The following is a 16058-nucleotide window of genomic DNA, read 5'->3' as shown; positions in this document are numbered from 1 at the left end:
CGGGAATTACGCAAATTCCTGTTTTCTCGGTCCCAGATAGCCGAACAGATAGGCCGCCACCTTGCGCATCTGAATTTCCTCCGCGCCCGGCCACGCCGTCGCGGGTCTCGGGCACGGCGCGGGTTTCCATCCAGGTCGCGTCGGAGCCGTGGTCGGGCTCGGTCAGGCCGAAGGCTACCCGGCGCTCCCGCGCGAAGCCACCGTGGATGAATTCCTGCTTCTGCACCTCGGTCCCGAAGGTGTCGAACATCGCCACGAAGGGGAAATTCCCGACGATCGAATGCTCGTTCTGGAGATCGTTGTGAAGGCCCAGTCCGCGCTGGGCGAAGCGGTCGCGGATCACCGCCATCCACAGGTTGGAGCCGTCCTTCCCGCCATATTCCTTGGGCGCGGAGAAGCGCCAATGACCGGCGGCATCCGCGCGCCGGGTGGCCTCGCGGAGCAGGTCTTCCCATTCGCGGCTGGGCAGGCCGTCACGATCCCAATCGGTGCGTGCATCCTCGCGGCGGTGATCGAAGAAGCGGATGTTGTCGCCGCTCGCCACCAGCGGCTCGATCTCGCTTTGGATGAAGCGTTCGAGCTCGGCGTAATAATCCTCCAGTTCTTGCGGGACGGTGAAATCCATCAATGCTCTCCGGTCCATTTTGCCCGCGCGCGCGCCAGCATCGGGTATTTGGGAACGTCGGCGGCGAGCTTGTCGAGCGCCGTCCGCCGCAATTGCGCCAGCAGCCCAGGCGTGGCGAGCGACATCTCGCCGTGCAGGAGGCTGGCGGCGAGAGGGGCGTTCTCGGCATCGCCATCGGTCCGTTCGCCGCGGGCAATCATGCCAAGTGCGTTGCGGGCGACGGCGTGCTGGAAGCGGTCGTGGCCCTGCATCGCCGGCTTGATGGTCTCCAGCCATTCGGCGATCGCGGTGGCGATCTCGCCGGCGCTCGCCTCGCCCTCGGGCCGCTCCCTGTCTTCGCGCGGGGGGACGGTGCGGTCGCGTTCGGCCTCCGGCGCCTCGTCCTCGAGGAGGAGGAGCAGGTCGAGCTCCTGTTCGCTCGTCCGGCGCGAGATCACCACCCGTTCGAGCATCCGGTCTTCGCCGCTGCGCCATACCGCGGCGTTGTGCAGGCAGCCGAGCGCCCACCAGACAGTGCGATAGATCAGCCAGAAGCGCAGCCGCGCGGGATCGACCTTGCGCCCGCTCTCCTGTTCATAAGCGGCGACGTATTCCTCGACCGAGCCCAGGCCCAGCGCCGGGCGATCGACCCGGGAGAATCGCCACACCGCCATGCAGCCGAAGGCGAGGTCTTCGTGCGGGTCTCCGAAATGCGCCAGCTCCCAATCGAGCACGCCCGACAGCCGCCCGCTGTCCGCCAGGAGATTGCCGAGGCGGAAATCGCCGTGGTTGAGCACCGGTGCGACCGGCTCGGGGCAGTTGTCCGCCAGCCATCGCAGGCCCAGGGCAATCATCGGTCGCGCCCCGCCCGCAGCCCGATACCGTTCGCGCAGATCGGCGATCGCGGCGGGATAGTCGATCTCCGGTATCCCCGGCGGCAGATCGGCCGGCGCAATGGCATGGATGCGGGCGAGATCGCGCGCCGCATCGCCGAGCAGGGTCAGCGGTGTGTTGCCCTCCAGGATCACGCGCGGATCGGCAGTCCCGGGTAGCGCGCGCATGACATAGCCGCTGCCGATCCCGTCGGCCGGCTCGAGATTTGCCAGAACCTCCGGGGCTCGAACGCCGGCACGATGGGCGGTGCGCACGATCTCGGCCTCCACTGTGTGGCCGAACGGGCGCTCGGCCATGAAATCTTGGGACGGGGCACGCCGCAGCACGCAGGCCTCGCCGGCGGCGGTGAACCGCCAGCTCTCCATCGTGGCGCCCCCGGTGAGGCGCGTCAGGCCGTCGGGCGCGGGCAGTCCCGCCCGCCCCAGCGCTCGGGCAAGCCCGCGTTCCAGATCGTGCGGTGTACCTTCTCCCACAAGCGATCTTGTCGCAGCCTTCCGGCTCGCCCTCAAGCCCGGACCCATCCGCGGCCGCGGCCGTTGTGTCAGCACGAAATCGGAAACAATCGAGGAGAACTCCATGCACCTGCCGAAGAATGCCCATGTCGCGCTGGTCGACGGCGAGAATTTCACCGTGATGCGCAATGGTGGCGCGCCGCTCGAGCCCAAGCTCGACCGCGGCGAACAGCCGGATCTCTCGGCGACGAATTACAGTGCCGGGGTCAAGCACCAGGACGACATCGGTCAGGAGCACGGCCGCACCGACCTTAAAGAGCTGGCGCATGGTGCCGCCGCGGCCGAGTGGCTGAATGCCAAGGCCATCGCCGGCGAGATGGACAACTTGTTGGTCATCGCCGATCCCAAGACATTGGGGGAGATGCGCCGCCACTATCATTCGGAGCTCGAGAAGTGCCTGATCGGCGAAATCGGAAAGACCCTGACCGGCGAACCGACGAAGCGGATCGAACAGGCCATCGCCGCCGCCTGACGCTTTGCGCGGGTTTCATATTGTCCGAAAAGGAATATTTGATCGCCCCCGCGACACTATTCGTCGCGGGGCGGTTGTTCAGCGCATGCTCTCCACGCATTAAGCTTCTGCACACCAAGGATGGGTTACAGGGGCTGCATGGGATTGAAGCATCTAGGGAGCGCGCTGGTCGCCGGGGTTCTGGCCTTGGCCATGCCTGCGCAGGCACAGACACATCAACAGCCGGGCACGCAGAGCGGCGAATACCAGGCGCTGTTCGACAAGATGCTCGGGACCGAACCCCGGGTTCCGCAGGGTTTCAGGACGATTCAGGAAAGCCCGCTCGGGCTTGCCATCGCCCGGCTCGCCGAGGGGTCGGATGGACGGATCGGCGTCTATGCGATCGATCTCTCCTCGGGACAGGAGGTCGGCGTACTCGCCGACCAGCGCTTCCCGATGGCGAGCACCAGCAAGGTCGCCATCGCCGCAACCTATCTCGCCGGGGTCGACCAGGGCCGGTGGAGCCTTACCCGCGAAATTCGCCTGCCCCGTCCCGGCGGGGCCTATATGTCGGCCAAGCAGCATCTCGACTTGATGATCAGCAAGAGCTGCAACGATTGCACCGACGCGCTGCTGGCGGCGGTAGGCGGGCCGACGGCGGTGAATCAGTGGATGCGGCAGGCGGGGATTACCGATTTCCAATTGAACCGCGATATCGCCACGCTGATCCGCGAGGACGGCCGGACCGATCCCGCATCCAGTATCGATCTGCGCGACAGCGCGACACCGCGGGCCATGGGGCAATTGCTCGCCGGCATCTATCAGGGCCGCTGGCTCAGCTCGGATTCGCGCCGCGTGCTTATGAACGCGATGAACGAGACGACCACCGGCAAGCAGCGGATGCGATCGGCGCTGCCGTCCAGCGCGGGCCTTGCGCACAAGACCGGAACGCTGAGCCGGACGGCCAGCGACATCGGGATCTTCCATACGCCCGATGGCAGGGCGATCGCGGTTGCGATCTACGTCACCGGACAGAGCCCCTCGATGGCGTACGAGAACGGCAACCGCAGCGCCAAGCTCGCCGCGCGACGGCAACGCGATTCCCGGATCGCGACCATCGCCGGCGCGCTGTATCAGGGCTTCGGCAGCCGGGCCGACGATGGCCGGGTCTGGGCCAACGCCGATTACGGCGGGCAGTAACCGGGGGAATTCCGCCCGGCGAATAGAAGGCACATATGAAAAGGGCGGCGCCGCGAGGCACCGCCCTTTCCTTTTGGTTTGAAGAACCGATTACTCGGCGACTTCTTCGTCCATCTCGGCTTCGGCTGCGTCGGTCGCGGCTTCGGCTTCCATGGCGGCTTCGTCGGCCTCGGCAGCGACTTCGTCACCGGCGGCTTCGATTTCGGCGCCAGCGGCTTCCATGTTGGCTTCGGTGTCGGCCGCGACGTTTTCGGCGGTCGATTCGGCGGAATCTTCGGTGGCTTCCGAGCAAGCGGCAAGCGACAGAGCGGCAGCCGAAGCGGCGGCGACGAGAGCGATCTTACGCATGGAATGATATCCTTGTTTAGCGAGTGTGTTCACGATCCGTGAGGATCGTCGGAGGACCGGCATTGGGGCCTCACGGTGTTCGAATAGTGGCGAGATTGTGGCGTTGCAAGCAAAATCGCCACCATTCGCCACATTCTCGCCATATTTGATCAGAGATTAAATCTCCCCTCCCGTCGAGCTCGCTGCTAGTGCCGGGCGTCCATGCCAGAACGCCAGCATCTCTATCTCGTCGACGGATCGGCCTATATCTTCAGGGCCTACCACCGCCTGCCGCCGCTCACCAACCCCGAAGGCACACCGGTCGGCGCGGTCTATGGCTACACCACGATGCTGTGGAAGCTCGCCGACGATCTCCACAAGGCGGACGGGCCGACCCATCTGGCGGTGATCCTCGACAAGGATTCGACCAGTTTCCGCAACGAGATCTACCCCGAATACAAGGCCAATCGCCCCGAACCGCCCGAAGACCTGCGCCCGCAGTTTCCGCTGATCCGCGACGCCACGCGCGCCTTCAGCCTCCCCTGTATCGAGGAGCAGGGGCTGGAGGCGGACGATCTCATCGCATCCTATGCACGCGCCGCCACTCGCAAGGGATGGGACGTCACCATCGTTTCCTCCGACAAGGACCTGATGCAGTTGATCGGCCAATGCGCGACCGAGGATCTGGAACCGGGTGTCGAGAGCGGTGGGTGCATCGACATGCTCGACACCATGAAGAGTCAACGGATCGGCCGCGAAGAAGTGATCGAGAAATTCGGCGTCGGCCCCGAACTGGTCGGCGACGTACTGGCGCTGATGGGCGACAGCGTTGACAACGTCCCCGGCATTTACGGGATCGGGCCCAAGACCGCCTCGAAATTGATCCAGGACCATGGCAGCCTGACCGTAGCTCTCGATGCGGCGCCGGACATGAAGACGTCCAAGCTCAAGGAGCGCCTGATCGAAGGCCGCGCCGACGCCGAACTCAGCCGCGTGCTGGTGACGCTGAAGGAGGACTGCGAGCTGCCCGAGCCGCTTGACGACTTCAAGCTCGACGGCGTGCCGCCCGAACCGCTCGCCGCCTTCCTCGAAAAGCACGGCTTCACCAGCCTCCTGCGTCGGCTAGACAGCGGTGGCGGCAGCCCCGATCGCCCCAATAATCTCAATCCCGCGAAACCCGTCAACAAGGGCGCGGCGGCGAGCGAGGACGGCAACCGCCAGCCCCCGCCGGACATGCCGGCGATCGACCGCTCCGCCTACGAATGCGTCCAGACATTGGAGCGTCTCGAACACTGGATCGCACGCGCCACCGCCGCGCGCATGGTCGCGGTCGATACCGAGACCAGCGATCTCGACTGCATGGTCTGCGATCTCGTCGGCGTCAGCCTCGCCGTGGGGCCAGGCGAAGCCTGCTACATTCCCCTCGCGCATCTCAACGTCGATGGCGGAGGGAGCGACATGTTCGCCCAGCCGCCGCAGCAGGTCGAGAAGGCCGCCGCGCTCGACGCGCTCAAACCGCTGCTCGAGAACGATGCGGTGCTCAAGGTGCTGCACAACGCGAAATACGATTGCAACGTGCTGGCGCGCAGCGGCATCCACGTCGATCCGATCGACGACACGATGGTGATCAGCTTCGCGCTCGATGCGGGACGGGCCGAGACCGGGATCGGCGGTGGCCACGGAATGGACGAACTGGCCGAGCGCCATCTCGGCCATAAATGTCTGACCTTCAAGGAAATCTGCGGCACCGGCAAGAAGGCGATACCATTCGGCGAAGTGCCGCTCGACAAGGCCACCGAATACGCCGCCGAGGATGCCGAGGTGACCTGGCGGCTCCACCGCCATCTCAAGCCCCGGCTCGCGCTCGAGAACGGCACGCGCATCTACGAGCGGGTCGATCGCCCGACGATTGGCGCGATCGCCGCGATGGAGCGCCATGGCATCAAGGTCGACCGGCAGCAGCTTGCCAAGCTGTCCGGGGAATTCGCCACCGAAACCGGGCGGCTGGAGAAGGAAATTCACGCCTTGGCCGGCGAGGAGTTCACTGTCGGCAGCCCCAAGCAACTCGGCGACATCCTGTTCGACAAGCTCGGCCACAAGGGCGGGCGCAAGGGCAAGAGCGGCCAGTATTCGACCGACCAGGCGGTGCTGGAGAAGCTTTCCGCCGAGGGCGCCGAAATTGCCGACAAGGTGCTCGAATGGCGGCAGCTGTCCAAGCTCAAATCGACCTATACCGACGCTTTGCAGCAGGCGATCAACGCGGACACGGGACGGGTCCACACCTCCTATTCGCTGGTCGGCGCGCAGACCGGGCGGCTGTCCTCCACCGACCCGAACCTGCAGAACATCCCGATCCGCACCGAGATCGGCCGCCAGATACGCGAGGCGTTTGTCGCCGAGGAAGGCAATGTCCTGCTCGCGGCCGACTATTCCCAGATCGAACTGCGCCTGGCCGCGCACATGGCCGATGTCGGCCCGCTGAAGGATGCCTTCGCCAATGGCGAGGACATCCACAACCGCACCGCGCAGGAAATGTTCGGCACGGTCGACCGCGACACCCGCGGGCGCGCCAAGACGATCAACTTCGCGATCCTCTACGGCATCTCGCGTTGGGGGCTCGCCGGACGGCTGGGCGTCGAGCCGGACGAAGCGCAGGAGATGATCGACACCTATTTCAAGCGCTTTCCGGGCATTCAGCGCTACATCATGGAAACGCTCGAACGGGTGCGCGAATGCGGCTATTCCGAGACGCTGTTCGGCCGAAAGACCTGGTTCCCGCGGATCAACTCCAAGAACCCCAACGAACGCGCCGGGTCCGAACGCGCGGCGATCAACGCGCCGATCCAGGGCACCAGCGCCGACATCATCAAGCGGGCGATGGCGCGCATGAACCCGGCGCTCGACGCCGCCGGGCTCGATCGCGTCCGCATGCTGCTCCAGGTCCATGACGAACTCGTGTTCGAACTTCCCGAAGACGACGTCGACCGTGCTTCCCGAGTGATCGAGGACGTCATGGCCGGGGCCGCGGCGCCGGCAGTCACGCTCGACGTCCCGCTCGGCATCGACATCGGGACCGGGCACAGCTGGGACGCGGCGCATTGAAGCGCTATTTCCACTTCGCCCGCACGAATCGCGAGTTCCGCTGGAACAACGTCATCCTGCTGGCGGTCATCGTCGCGGCGATGTTCGGGCTGATCTTTCTCGCCTTCACCACCATCGAGAGCGAGCGGCAGGAGCGCGATCAGGTCGCCAGCACCAACGAGATCCTGGTCGAGTTGCGCGATGTGGGGCGCGCCGCGCTCAACGCGGAGACCGGCCAGCGCGGCTATCTCATCACGCTCGACCGCCGCTATCTCGAATCCTATCTCGCCGGACGCGAGCAGATCGAACCGACCCTGCGGCGGTTGCGCGAGCTTACCGAGCCGGGCGCAACCGCACGGCAGATGGAGCTGCTCGAACAGATCGAGGTGCTGAGCCGTGCGCGGTTCGCCGAGCTCGACGCCTCCGTTAGCCTGCTCGAGGAGGGGCGGCTGGCCGAGGCGCGACGCGCCGTGCTGACCGATGAAGGACACGAGGCGATGGAGCGGTTGCGCCGGGCCACCCGGGAGATGGAGCGCATCGAACTCGACATCCTCACCGACGCGACGGAAAAGACCGCGCGGGCCGAGGCGCGAGTGCTGCCGCTGCTGGGCGGCCTTGGCGGGCTGCTGCTGATCGCCGTCTTCTCCGCGATCCGGCTGGTCGCACGGACCGCGCGGGCGGAGGCCGAAGCGGCGCAGGCGGTAGCCCTGGGCGAAGCGCGCGACCAGGCCGATCTGCTGGCGCGCGAGCTCAACCACCGGGTCAAGAACCTGTTCGCGGTGATCCTGGCGATCGTCCAGCTTTCGGCGCGCGACAAGCCGGAAGCCAAGCCGGTCACCGACAGCATCGCCGACCGCATCCGGGCTCTCCTGACCGCGCACGAGGTGAGCCAGGGCGAGCTCGACCGCCAGGTTGCCTCGTTGACCTCGCTCGTCGAGACGACGCTGGCCCCGTACCGTTCGGACGATCTCGTCGCCAGGGTCGAAGGCGAGGACATCATGCTGCCTGCCAAGCAGGTCACGCCGCTCGGGCTGATCCTCCACGAGCTGACCACCAATGCCGTCAAATACGGCGCTTGGTCGCAGGGCGGATCGATCGAGGTCAGCTGGCAGCGCGCCGGTTCGGACATCGAACTGATCTGGCGCGAGCGCGGCGCCAATATAGACGGCGAGCCCGAACGCACCGGCTTCGGCAGCATGCTCATGACCAGCGCCGCCCGCCAGTTCGGTGGAACGCTGGAGCGCTCGTTCCTGCCCGATGGCGTGGAAGTCCGGATCGTTCTGCCGCGCGGCGCCTGATCCGCTTGCCTTGGCCGGTTGCCTTGGCGAGCCGCGCGAATTAACGGGTCCGCCGATGCTGGAGCGTTTCGATCCCCGCAACTGGAACGTGACCACCGAGAATCTGGTCGACACCCTGGTGGCCCTGAGCGCCGCGGTCGTCCTGGCCCTGGTCCTGCATTGGATCGTCTTCGCGGTCTTGCGGCGGGTCGCCCGCCTTTCGACCAACGCGCTCGACGATATGGTGGTGGGGCAGGTCGGGAAGCCGCTGCGCTGGGTCATGATCGGCTTTGCCATATCCGCCGCTGCGGAAACGGACGCGCTGGTGGGGCCCGGCTGGGATCTGGCCACGGACTACATCAGGCCGGCACTGGTCGGCTGGCTCGCCTATGCCGTGGTCAAGGGCTTCGCGGCGGGGATGGAAGCGCAGGCCGAACGTTCTGAGGACCCCGTCTCGCAGCGGGCGCGGATCACCCGGATCGCGATCCTCAGCCGGACGATGACCGTCGGCATCATCATCATCACCGTAGCGCTGATCATGCTCAACATTCCCGGCGTGCGCGACATCGGCGTGACGATGATGGCCTCTGCCGGGCTTGCCGCGCTGGCGGTGGGCGCAGCCGCCCAGCCGGCGCTGAAGTCCCTCATCGCCGGGTTGCAGGTGGCGATCACCCAGCCGCTGCGGATCGGCGATCTGGTCAAGGTCGACGGCGAGGTCGGCCGGATCGAGGAAATCCGGATGAGCTTCGTCACCGTGCGGACCTGGGACGAGCGGGTGATCGTGGTGCCGACCAGCCGGTTCCTGGACCAGAGCTTCGAGAACTGGTCGCGCATCGACGAGCAGCTGACCGGCCCGGTCTTCCTCCATCTCGACCCCGCAGCCGAGATCGCGCCGATCCGCGCCGAGTTCGAACATTTCGTCGAGGCGCATCCGCTGTGGGACGGGCGCACGAAGGCGCTGCTGATGACCGAAGCTTATCCGGAGAGTATCGAGTTGCGGCTGGCGGTCAGTGCCGCCACGATCGGCGATCTGTGGACGCTGCGCTGCGAAGTGCGCGAACATATGCTCACCTGGCTGCGCGAGCACCAGCACGAGGCACTTATCCGCCACCGGCTCGAGGTCGAGGCGGCCAATGCGAAGGTAAAGAAGGCCTAGCCGTCGGCGGCGTCGGCGTCGGCGTCGCCGTGTTTCCGCTCCCGCGTGCTTTCGACCATCCCCTCGTGGATGAAGCCGATCGGCATCGCTTCGGCGGCGCGCTTCTTCAGCTCGCCGCGCATCTTCTTGTACTCGTCCTCCATCTTCTGCGTGACCGTGGCGCGCGAATCGCCCAGCGCCTCGACGAAGTCGGCGGAGGTGACGGAATCGACCTTGCCGCCCCCGCGCTTGAGCGCATTGAGGCCGGCACGACGGACCACATCTTCCAGATCGGCACCGGTGTAGCGCTCGGTCTTGCCGGCGATCTCGGCCAGCGAGACATCGTCCGCCAGCGGCATCGAAGCGGTGTGGATTCCCAGAATCTGTTCGCGCCCGGCGCGGTCGGGGGTGCCGACATAGACCAGCTCGTCGAACCTTCCCGGACGCAGCAGCGCCGGGTCGACCAGCGTCGGGCGGTTGGTGGCACCGATCACCACAACGGATTGCAGCTCTTCCAGCCCGTCCATCTCGGCCAGGATGGTGTTGACGACCCTGCCCGTCACCTCCGGCTCGCCCTGGCTCGATCCGCGCGCGGGGACCAAGCTGTCGATCTCGTCGATGAACACCACGCAAGGCGCGACCGCACGGGCGCGGCGGAACATCTTGGCGATCTGCTGCTCGCTCTCGCCATACCATTTGGACAGCAGATCCGAGCTCTTCATCGAGATGAAGTTCGCCTCGGCCTCCTTGGCGACGGCCTTGGCCAGCAGCGTCTTGCCGGTCCCGGGCGGCCCGTAGAGCAGGAACCCCTTGGCCGGGCGGATGCCGAGACGCCGGAACGCCTCCGGGTTCTTCATCGGCAGCTCGATCCCCTCCTTGAGCTTCTCGACCGATTCGCCGACGCCGCCGATGTCTTCCCATGCCACGCTGGGAACCTGCACCATGACCTCGCGCATGGCGGACGGCTGGATGCGTTTCAGTGCGGTGAGGAAATCCTCGCGGCTGACATAGAGATCGTCGAGGACCTCGGGCGGAACCTCCCGCGCATCGAGGTCGAGCCGCGGCATGATTCGCCGCACCGCGTCGATTGCCGCCTCGCGCGCCAGAGCCGCGATGTCCGCGCCGACGAACCCGTATGTGGTCCGCGCCAGCTCGTCGAGGTCGACCATGTCGCCCAGCGGCATGCCGCGGGTATGGATGCCGAGAATTTCGCGCCGCGCCTGCTGGTCGGGAACGCCGATCACGATCTCGCGGTCGAAACGGCCTGGCCGGCGCAGCGCCTCGTCGATCGCCTCGGGGCGGTTGGTGGCGGCGATCACAACTACGTTGGCACGCGCCTCGAGCCCGTCCATCAGGGTCAGGAGCTGGGCCACCAGCCGCTTTTCCGCCTCGCCGGGCACGCGGTCGCGCTTGGGGGCGATCGAATCGATCTCGTCGATGAAGACGATCGCGGGCGCGTTCTTCCCGGCCTCCTCGAATACCTCGCGCAGCCGCTTCTCGCTCTCGCCATAGCCGGAACCCATGATCTCGGGCCCGTTGATGATCGAGAAATTGGCGTCGCTCTCGTTCGCCACGGCCTGGGCAAGCCGGGTCTTGCCGGTCCCGGGCGGACCGTGGAGCAGAACGCCCTTGGGCGGATCGACGCCGAGCCGGGTGAAGAGCTCGGGATAGCGCAGCGGCAATTCGACCATCTCGCGCAATTGCTGGATCGTATCGCCCATGCCGCCGACATCGTCGTAATTGACCGTGGCGCGGCCGCCGGGCGAGGATTCCTCGAATTCGGAGCGCAGTTCGACCTCGGTGTTCTCGTCGATATGGACGATGCCCTTGGGGCTGGTCGAGACCACGTTGAGGCGAATCTGGGTGAGCGCATAGGCCGGGGCGTTGAACATCCGGCGGACCTGCGGCGGCATGTTCTGGACCGGCTGCTGGCCGGTGGTGGCGACGAGATCGCCCGCGACCACCGGCTTGCGGAAGAAATTGCGTTTGAGCGCCTGGGTGGGACCCTGGAGCCGCATCTCCCGGCTGGCAGGCGCAAAGACCACCCGCGTCGCAGGGCGCGATTCGGCGACCGAGATATGGACGTGCTCGCCCGATCCGCATTCGGCATTGTTGCGCTGGAGGCCGTCGAGGCGCACGACGTCGAGCGACTGGTCTTCGTCGTAGGCCGGCATCGCCACGGCGACGGTTGCGCGTTTGCCGACGATCTCGACCACGTCGCCCTCGGTGATCCCGAGCTTCTGGAAGGCCGAACGCGGGAGCCGGGCGATGCCCTGACCCGATTCTTCCTGCCTTGCTGCCGCGACTTGCAGCCTCACGGTCTTTTCGTCGCTCGCGACATCGGCTTCGGCCATGCGGAATTCCCGTCCTCGTTCTCGTCCAAGTGCGACACAGGTAGGAACCGCCGCCCTGCCTTGCAAATGAGCGGGGAGGGGCTGGGGTCCGATAATTCGCTTCGGACAAGAAAAAGGCCCGGCTGGATAAACCGGCCGGGCCTGAAAGTTTGGGAGAGGATGCCTGAAAAGGCACGCTCTATGTGCATGTGCAGCATCTTTTGTGCAAATGCGAAAAGAACATCGTCAGTTGCATGTCAAGCAACTGCATTGAAGTTTTCGCATTTTCAGAAGGGGTGACTTGCCCCGTGCCCCGGCCTAACAGCGGCGATGCCGTAACGGAGGTCCGATGAACAAGCTCTATCCCGATGCCGCCGCCGCCCTCGAGGGGCTGCTCAAGGACGACATGCTGATTGCCAGTGGCGGCTTCGGCCTGTGCGGCATACCCGAGCGGCTGCTCCAAGCGATTCGCGATTCGGGCGTGAAGGGGCTGACCTTCGCCAGCAACAACGCCGGGATCGACAACGAAGGCATCGGCATGTTGCTTCGCACGCATCAGGTCAGAAAAATGATCTCTTCTTACGTCGGCGAGAACAAGGAGTTCGAACGCCAGTTTCTTTCCGGCGAGCTGGAGGTCGAATTCTGCCCTCAGGGTACTTTGGCCGAGCGCATGCGCGCCGGCGGTGCAGGCATCCCTGGCTTCTACACCAAGACCGGCTTCGGCACGCAGGTGGCCGAGGGCAAGGAGATCAAGGAGTTCGACGGAGAGCAATATATTCTCGAGCGGGGGATTTTCGCCGATCTCTCCATCGTCAAGGCATGGAAGGCGGACGAGACCGGCAACATCGTGTTCCGCAAAACGGCGCGCAATTTCAACCTCCCCGCCGCCACCTGCGGCAAGGTCTGCATCGCCGAAGTCGAGGAGATCGTGCCGACCGGGTCGCTCGACCCGGACTGCATCCACCTGCCCGGTGTCTATATCAACCGGATGATCGTGGGCGCACCCTACGACAAGAAGATCGAATTCGTCACCACGAGGCAGCGCGAGGCCGCGTGATCCCGCGCCGCATCCTCGGCGCTGCGGCGCTGGTTCTTGCGGCGGGCTCGCTCGGCGGCTGCGTCGCCGCCGCGATCCCGCTGGCGGCTGCCGGAATGATGGCGAGGAGCCAGCTCGACGGTGGTAACGAAGTCGCCGAACCCGCGGTGCCGAAGAGGACGGCACTTGCCCCGTTGCCATCGGCGTCCCCGGTCTCCATCCCCGGCTACCGGGTGATGGCCGACATGACCGAGCTTCCGCCACCCTCGCCCGGCCCCGCGGGCTCCGGCGAGGCGGTAACCCGGTTCTCCGTTTACGCCCTACAACAGGCGATGCAGGACCCTGCGCGCGAGCCGCGCCTCGGCGCGCTGCTGGCCGAGCCCGGCAGTTTGCGGCCCGCCCGGCAGGAGTGTGGGACACGCCCCCCGGCCATCCTGATCGATGTCGACCCGGGCCGCGCCACCTTCGACCCGCTCGGCGCGCCGCGCCCGGCTCCCTCGCTCGCCCCGGCGCTACTGTCGCTGCGGGAACAGGGCGTCGCCATCGTCTGGCAATCGCGCCTCGGCGAGAATTTCGCCGAACCCGTGCGCGCGGTCCTGCGCGAAACCGGACTCGATCCGTTGGGCCGGGACCGCCTGCTGCTGGCGGATTCGGTCGAGGATCGCAAGCAGACGCTGCGCGACGATCTCGCCGCGAATCTCTGCGTGGTCGCCATTCTCGGCGACGAGAGGGCCGATTTCGACGAACTCTATCTCTATCTCAAGGACCCCGACGTGGCACTGCCTCTGGAGTCCATGATCGGCCGGGGGTGGTTCCTAGCCGATCCGATCATTGAGGAGGCCGGCAATGGCGGTTGACGTGAGAGCGATCGCGGCGCTGCTGTGCCTTGCATCGTGCACATCGGTGCAACAGGAGGGCGTGGCGCTGAACGGGATGACGACGGCCCGGTCCGGCGACCTTGCCGCAATCGACGCCGCGATCGACGGTGTCTACGCGGTGATTTCCGGTCCGGTGGGCCAGCAGCGGGACTTCGCGCGGATGCGGAGCCTCTTCATGCCGGACGCCCGGCTGAGTTCGATGACCGCTTCCGGCATTCGCGGCGGCACGCTCGAGGATTACATCGCCCGCAGCGGGCCGGGGCTGGTCTCCAGCGGCTTCACCGAGCGCGAGCTGGATCGCAGGGTCGAAATCTACGGCGATATCGCCCATGCGTGGTCGTCCTACGAGGGCAGCTTCACGCAGGGCGACGGCACGCGCGGCACGGTGCGCGGCATCAATTCCTTCCAGCTCGCCAGGCAGGACGGCCGGTGGCTGGTGCAATCGATTTTCTGGCAAGCGGAGAGCCCTGAATTTCCGCTGCCGCAGGACATGGACGGAGAATAACATGGCTGAGGAAACCACCGGCTGGGATCGCAACCAGATGGCCGCCCGCGCGGCCAGGGAGCTGGAAGACGGCTATTACGTCAATCTCGGGATCGGGATCCCGACGCTGGTCGCCAACCATATCCCCGAAGGCATGCATGTGACGCTGCAGAGTGAGAACGGCATGCTCGGCATCGGTCCCTTCCCCTACGAGGGCGAGGAGGATGCCGACCTGATCAATGCGGGCAAGCAGACGATCAGCGAACTGCCGCACTCCGCCTATTTCGACAGCGCGACGAGCTTCGGCATGATTCGCGGCGGGCACATCGATCTCACCGTGCTCGGCGCGATGGAGGTGGCCGAGAACGGCGACATCGCCAACTGGATGATCCCCGGCAAGATGATCAAGGGGATGGGCGGCGCGATGGACCTCGTGGCCGGGGTCAAGAAGATCATCGTGGTGATGGACCACACCGCCAAGGACGGCAGCCCCAAGCTGATCCCCGAATGCACCCTGCCGCTGACCGGCACCAATGTGGTCGACATGGTGATCACCAATCTGGGCGTGTTTCACCGCGCCGATCACGACAGCCCGTTCCGCCTGATCGAGATGGCGCCCGGCGTGACCGAAAGCGACATCGCGGCGCAGACCACGGCGCGCTACGAGGTGGCGCTGAGCTGAGCACGGTGACGGCGCGATGGCTCGACGAACCGCGCAACCCGCGATCTCCGCTCGCGGGAGTGAAAGTGCTGGAACTGGCGCGGGTGCTGGCCGGGCCCTTTGCGGGACAGATCCTCGCCGATCTCGGGGCCGACGTCATCAAGGTCGAGGCACAGGATGGCGACCAGACCCGCCACTGGGGCCCGCCGTGGATGGGCGTCGATGAGGAGCGGACTGCCGCCTATTACCACGCCTGCAACCGCGGCAAGCGCAGCGTGATGGCCGATTTCAACGATGGCGACGATCTCGGGCGGGTCGCGAAGCTCGCCGGCGAAGCCGATGTCGTTCTGGAAAACTTCCTCCCCGGAAAGCTGACCCGCTTCGGTCTCGACCATGCGACTCTCGCGCGGGACAACCCTGCCCTCGTCTATTGCTCCATCACCGGCTTCGGGCAGGACGGTCCACGCCGCGACGAGCCCGGATACGACTTCGTGATCCAGGCGATGAGCGGGTTCATGTCGCTGAACGGCGAGCCCGGGGGCGATCCGATGAAGTTCGGCCTGTCGATCTCCGACCTCGCCTGCGGACTATGGGCGGCGAACGCGATCCAGGCGGCGCTGCTGATGCGGCACCGGACCGGACCGAACCAAGGCAAGGGCCAGTGGATCGACATGAGCCTGCTCGACTGCTCGGTCGGCCTGCTCGCCAATCAGGCGGCGAGCTTCTTCGCCACCGGCGAGAACCCGCCCCGTATGGGGAACGCGCATGCCCAGGTCAGCGCCTATGGGGTCTTCCCGACGCAGGACGGTCCGGTGGTCTTGGCCCCGGCGAACGACCGCCTGTTCCGCAAGCTGATGACAGTGCTCGATCGCGACGACCTGATCCGGGACCCGCGCTTCGCCTCCAACGAATCCCGTATCGCCCATCGGTCGATGATCGACGCGATCATCGCAGAAGCGACGGCCGATTGGACGCGCGATGCGCTGTTGCGGCGCTGCGCCGAGGCCGGAGTTCCGGCGGGGCCGATCAACACGCTCGACGAAGTCTTTGCCGATCCCCAGGTCGAGGCCCGCGGAATGGCAATCGAACTCGGCGGCGTGCCGGGCGTCCGCAGCCCCTTCCGCTTCTCGCAGGCGGAACTCGCGCTCGACCGGCCCTCCCCCAAAAAGGGGGCGGACGGCTAGG

General features: G+C 66.2%; 13 protein-coding genes and 1 pseudogene. 10 read left to right on the top strand and 4 right to left on the bottom strand.

The window, feature by feature from the left end; all coding sequences use genetic code 11:
• Positions 1-85: 85 nt before the first annotated feature.
• Both ACGHN1_RS01950 and ACGHN1_RS01945 read right to left on the bottom strand, forming a co-directional pair.
• Positions 86-625: pseudogene (locus ACGHN1_RS01950) on the bottom strand (acyl-CoA dehydrogenase family protein); the annotation flags it as partial.
• A complete protein-coding gene (locus tag ACGHN1_RS01945) occupies positions 625-1971 on the bottom strand; it encodes a phosphotransferase family protein (RefSeq protein ID WP_390547875.1) in 1347 nt (448 codons plus the stop codon). The gene ACGHN1_RS01945 and the pseudogene ACGHN1_RS01950, both read right to left, overlap by 1 nt.
• 103 nt (positions 1972-2074) lie before the next feature.
• Between ACGHN1_RS01945 and ACGHN1_RS01940 the strand changes: the two genes are divergently transcribed.
• Positions 2075-2482 (top strand): host attachment protein, encoded by a 408-nt coding sequence (locus tag ACGHN1_RS01940; protein ID WP_390547873.1) that lies wholly within the window; start codon positions 2075-2077, stop codon positions 2480-2482.
• Positions 2483-2602: 120 nt separating this feature from the next.
• Positions 2603-3661 carry a serine hydrolase gene (locus tag ACGHN1_RS01935; protein ID WP_390547871.1) on the top strand — a complete coding sequence of 353 codons (1059 nt, stop codon included), beginning with the start codon at positions 2603-2605 and terminating at the stop codon, positions 3659-3661.
• Positions 3662-3751: 90 nt separating this feature from the next.
• Here ACGHN1_RS01935 and ACGHN1_RS01930 read toward each other — a convergent pair whose 3' ends face one another.
• Positions 3752-4009 carry a hypothetical protein gene (locus tag ACGHN1_RS01930; protein ID WP_390547869.1) on the bottom strand — a complete coding sequence of 86 codons (258 nt, stop codon included), beginning with the start codon at positions 4007-4009 and terminating at the stop codon, positions 3752-3754.
• Between the two features lie 201 nt (positions 4010-4210).
• On the opposite strand from ACGHN1_RS01930, the gene polA reads away from it, so the two are divergent.
• Genes polA through ACGHN1_RS01915 form a run of 3 tightly spaced genes read left to right on the top strand, consistent with a single transcriptional unit; the run spans position 4211 to position 9502 of the window.
• On the top strand, positions 4211-7090 hold the full coding sequence (gene polA / locus ACGHN1_RS01925; RefSeq protein ID WP_390547867.1) for a DNA polymerase I: 2880 nt from the start codon (positions 4211-4213) through the stop codon (positions 7088-7090).
• Positions 7087-8367, top strand: coding sequence for a sensor histidine kinase (locus ACGHN1_RS01920; protein ID WP_390547865.1), 1281 nt, complete (start codon positions 7087-7089; stop codon positions 8365-8367). Before polA ends, ACGHN1_RS01920 begins: the two co-directional genes overlap by 4 nt.
• Before the next feature lie 55 nt (positions 8368-8422).
• Positions 8423-9502, top strand: a complete 1080-nt coding sequence (locus ACGHN1_RS01915) for a mechanosensitive ion channel family protein (RefSeq protein WP_390547863.1) — start codon at positions 8423-8425, stop codon at positions 9500-9502.
• Here the strand turns inward: ACGHN1_RS01915 and ACGHN1_RS01910 are convergent.
• Positions 9499-11835: a CDC48 family AAA ATPase gene (locus tag ACGHN1_RS01910; RefSeq protein WP_390547861.1), complete on the bottom strand. Its 2337-nt coding sequence runs from the start codon at positions 11833-11835 to the stop codon at positions 9499-9501. The two genes, ACGHN1_RS01915 and ACGHN1_RS01910, sit on opposite strands and share 4 nt — an antisense overlap.
• Before the next feature lie 328 nt (positions 11836-12163).
• Here ACGHN1_RS01910 and ACGHN1_RS01905 point away from each other — a divergent pair, with 328 nt between their 5' ends.
• From ACGHN1_RS01905 to ACGHN1_RS01885, 5 genes are read left to right on the top strand one after another with little or no spacing between them, the layout of a single operon-like run.
• Positions 12164-12871, top strand: coding sequence for a CoA transferase subunit A (locus tag ACGHN1_RS01905; protein ID WP_390547859.1), 708 nt, complete (start codon positions 12164-12166; stop codon positions 12869-12871).
• Positions 12868-13707 carry a hypothetical protein gene (locus ACGHN1_RS01900; RefSeq protein WP_390547858.1) on the top strand — a complete coding sequence of 280 codons (840 nt, stop codon included), beginning with the start codon at positions 12868-12870 and terminating at the stop codon, positions 13705-13707. The genes ACGHN1_RS01905 and ACGHN1_RS01900 overlap by 4 nt, the downstream gene beginning before the upstream one ends.
• The gene (locus tag ACGHN1_RS01895) at positions 13697-14233 is read left to right on the top strand and encodes a hypothetical protein (protein WP_390547856.1); all 537 of its coding nucleotides are present in this window, start codon (positions 13697-13699) and stop codon (positions 14231-14233) included. The genes ACGHN1_RS01900 and ACGHN1_RS01895 overlap by 11 nt, the downstream gene beginning before the upstream one ends.
• 1 nt (position 14234) lies before the next feature.
• Positions 14235-14894 carry a CoA transferase subunit B gene (locus tag ACGHN1_RS01890; protein WP_390547854.1) on the top strand — a complete coding sequence of 220 codons (660 nt, stop codon included), beginning with the start codon at positions 14235-14237 and terminating at the stop codon, positions 14892-14894.
• Positions 14895-14899: 5 nt separating this feature from the next.
• Positions 14900-16057 (top strand): CaiB/BaiF CoA transferase family protein, encoded by a 1158-nt coding sequence (locus ACGHN1_RS01885; protein WP_390547852.1) that lies wholly within the window; start codon positions 14900-14902, stop codon positions 16055-16057.
• Position 16058 lies beyond the last annotated feature (1 nt).

The organism is Qipengyuania sp. MTN3-11, assembly GCF_042851825.1.
Taxonomy (GTDB): domain Bacteria; phylum Pseudomonadota; class Alphaproteobacteria; order Sphingomonadales; family Sphingomonadaceae; genus Qipengyuania.
The sequence above is the reverse complement of the archived record's forward strand: the minus strand, read 5'-3'. Positions and strand labels throughout refer to the sequence as shown.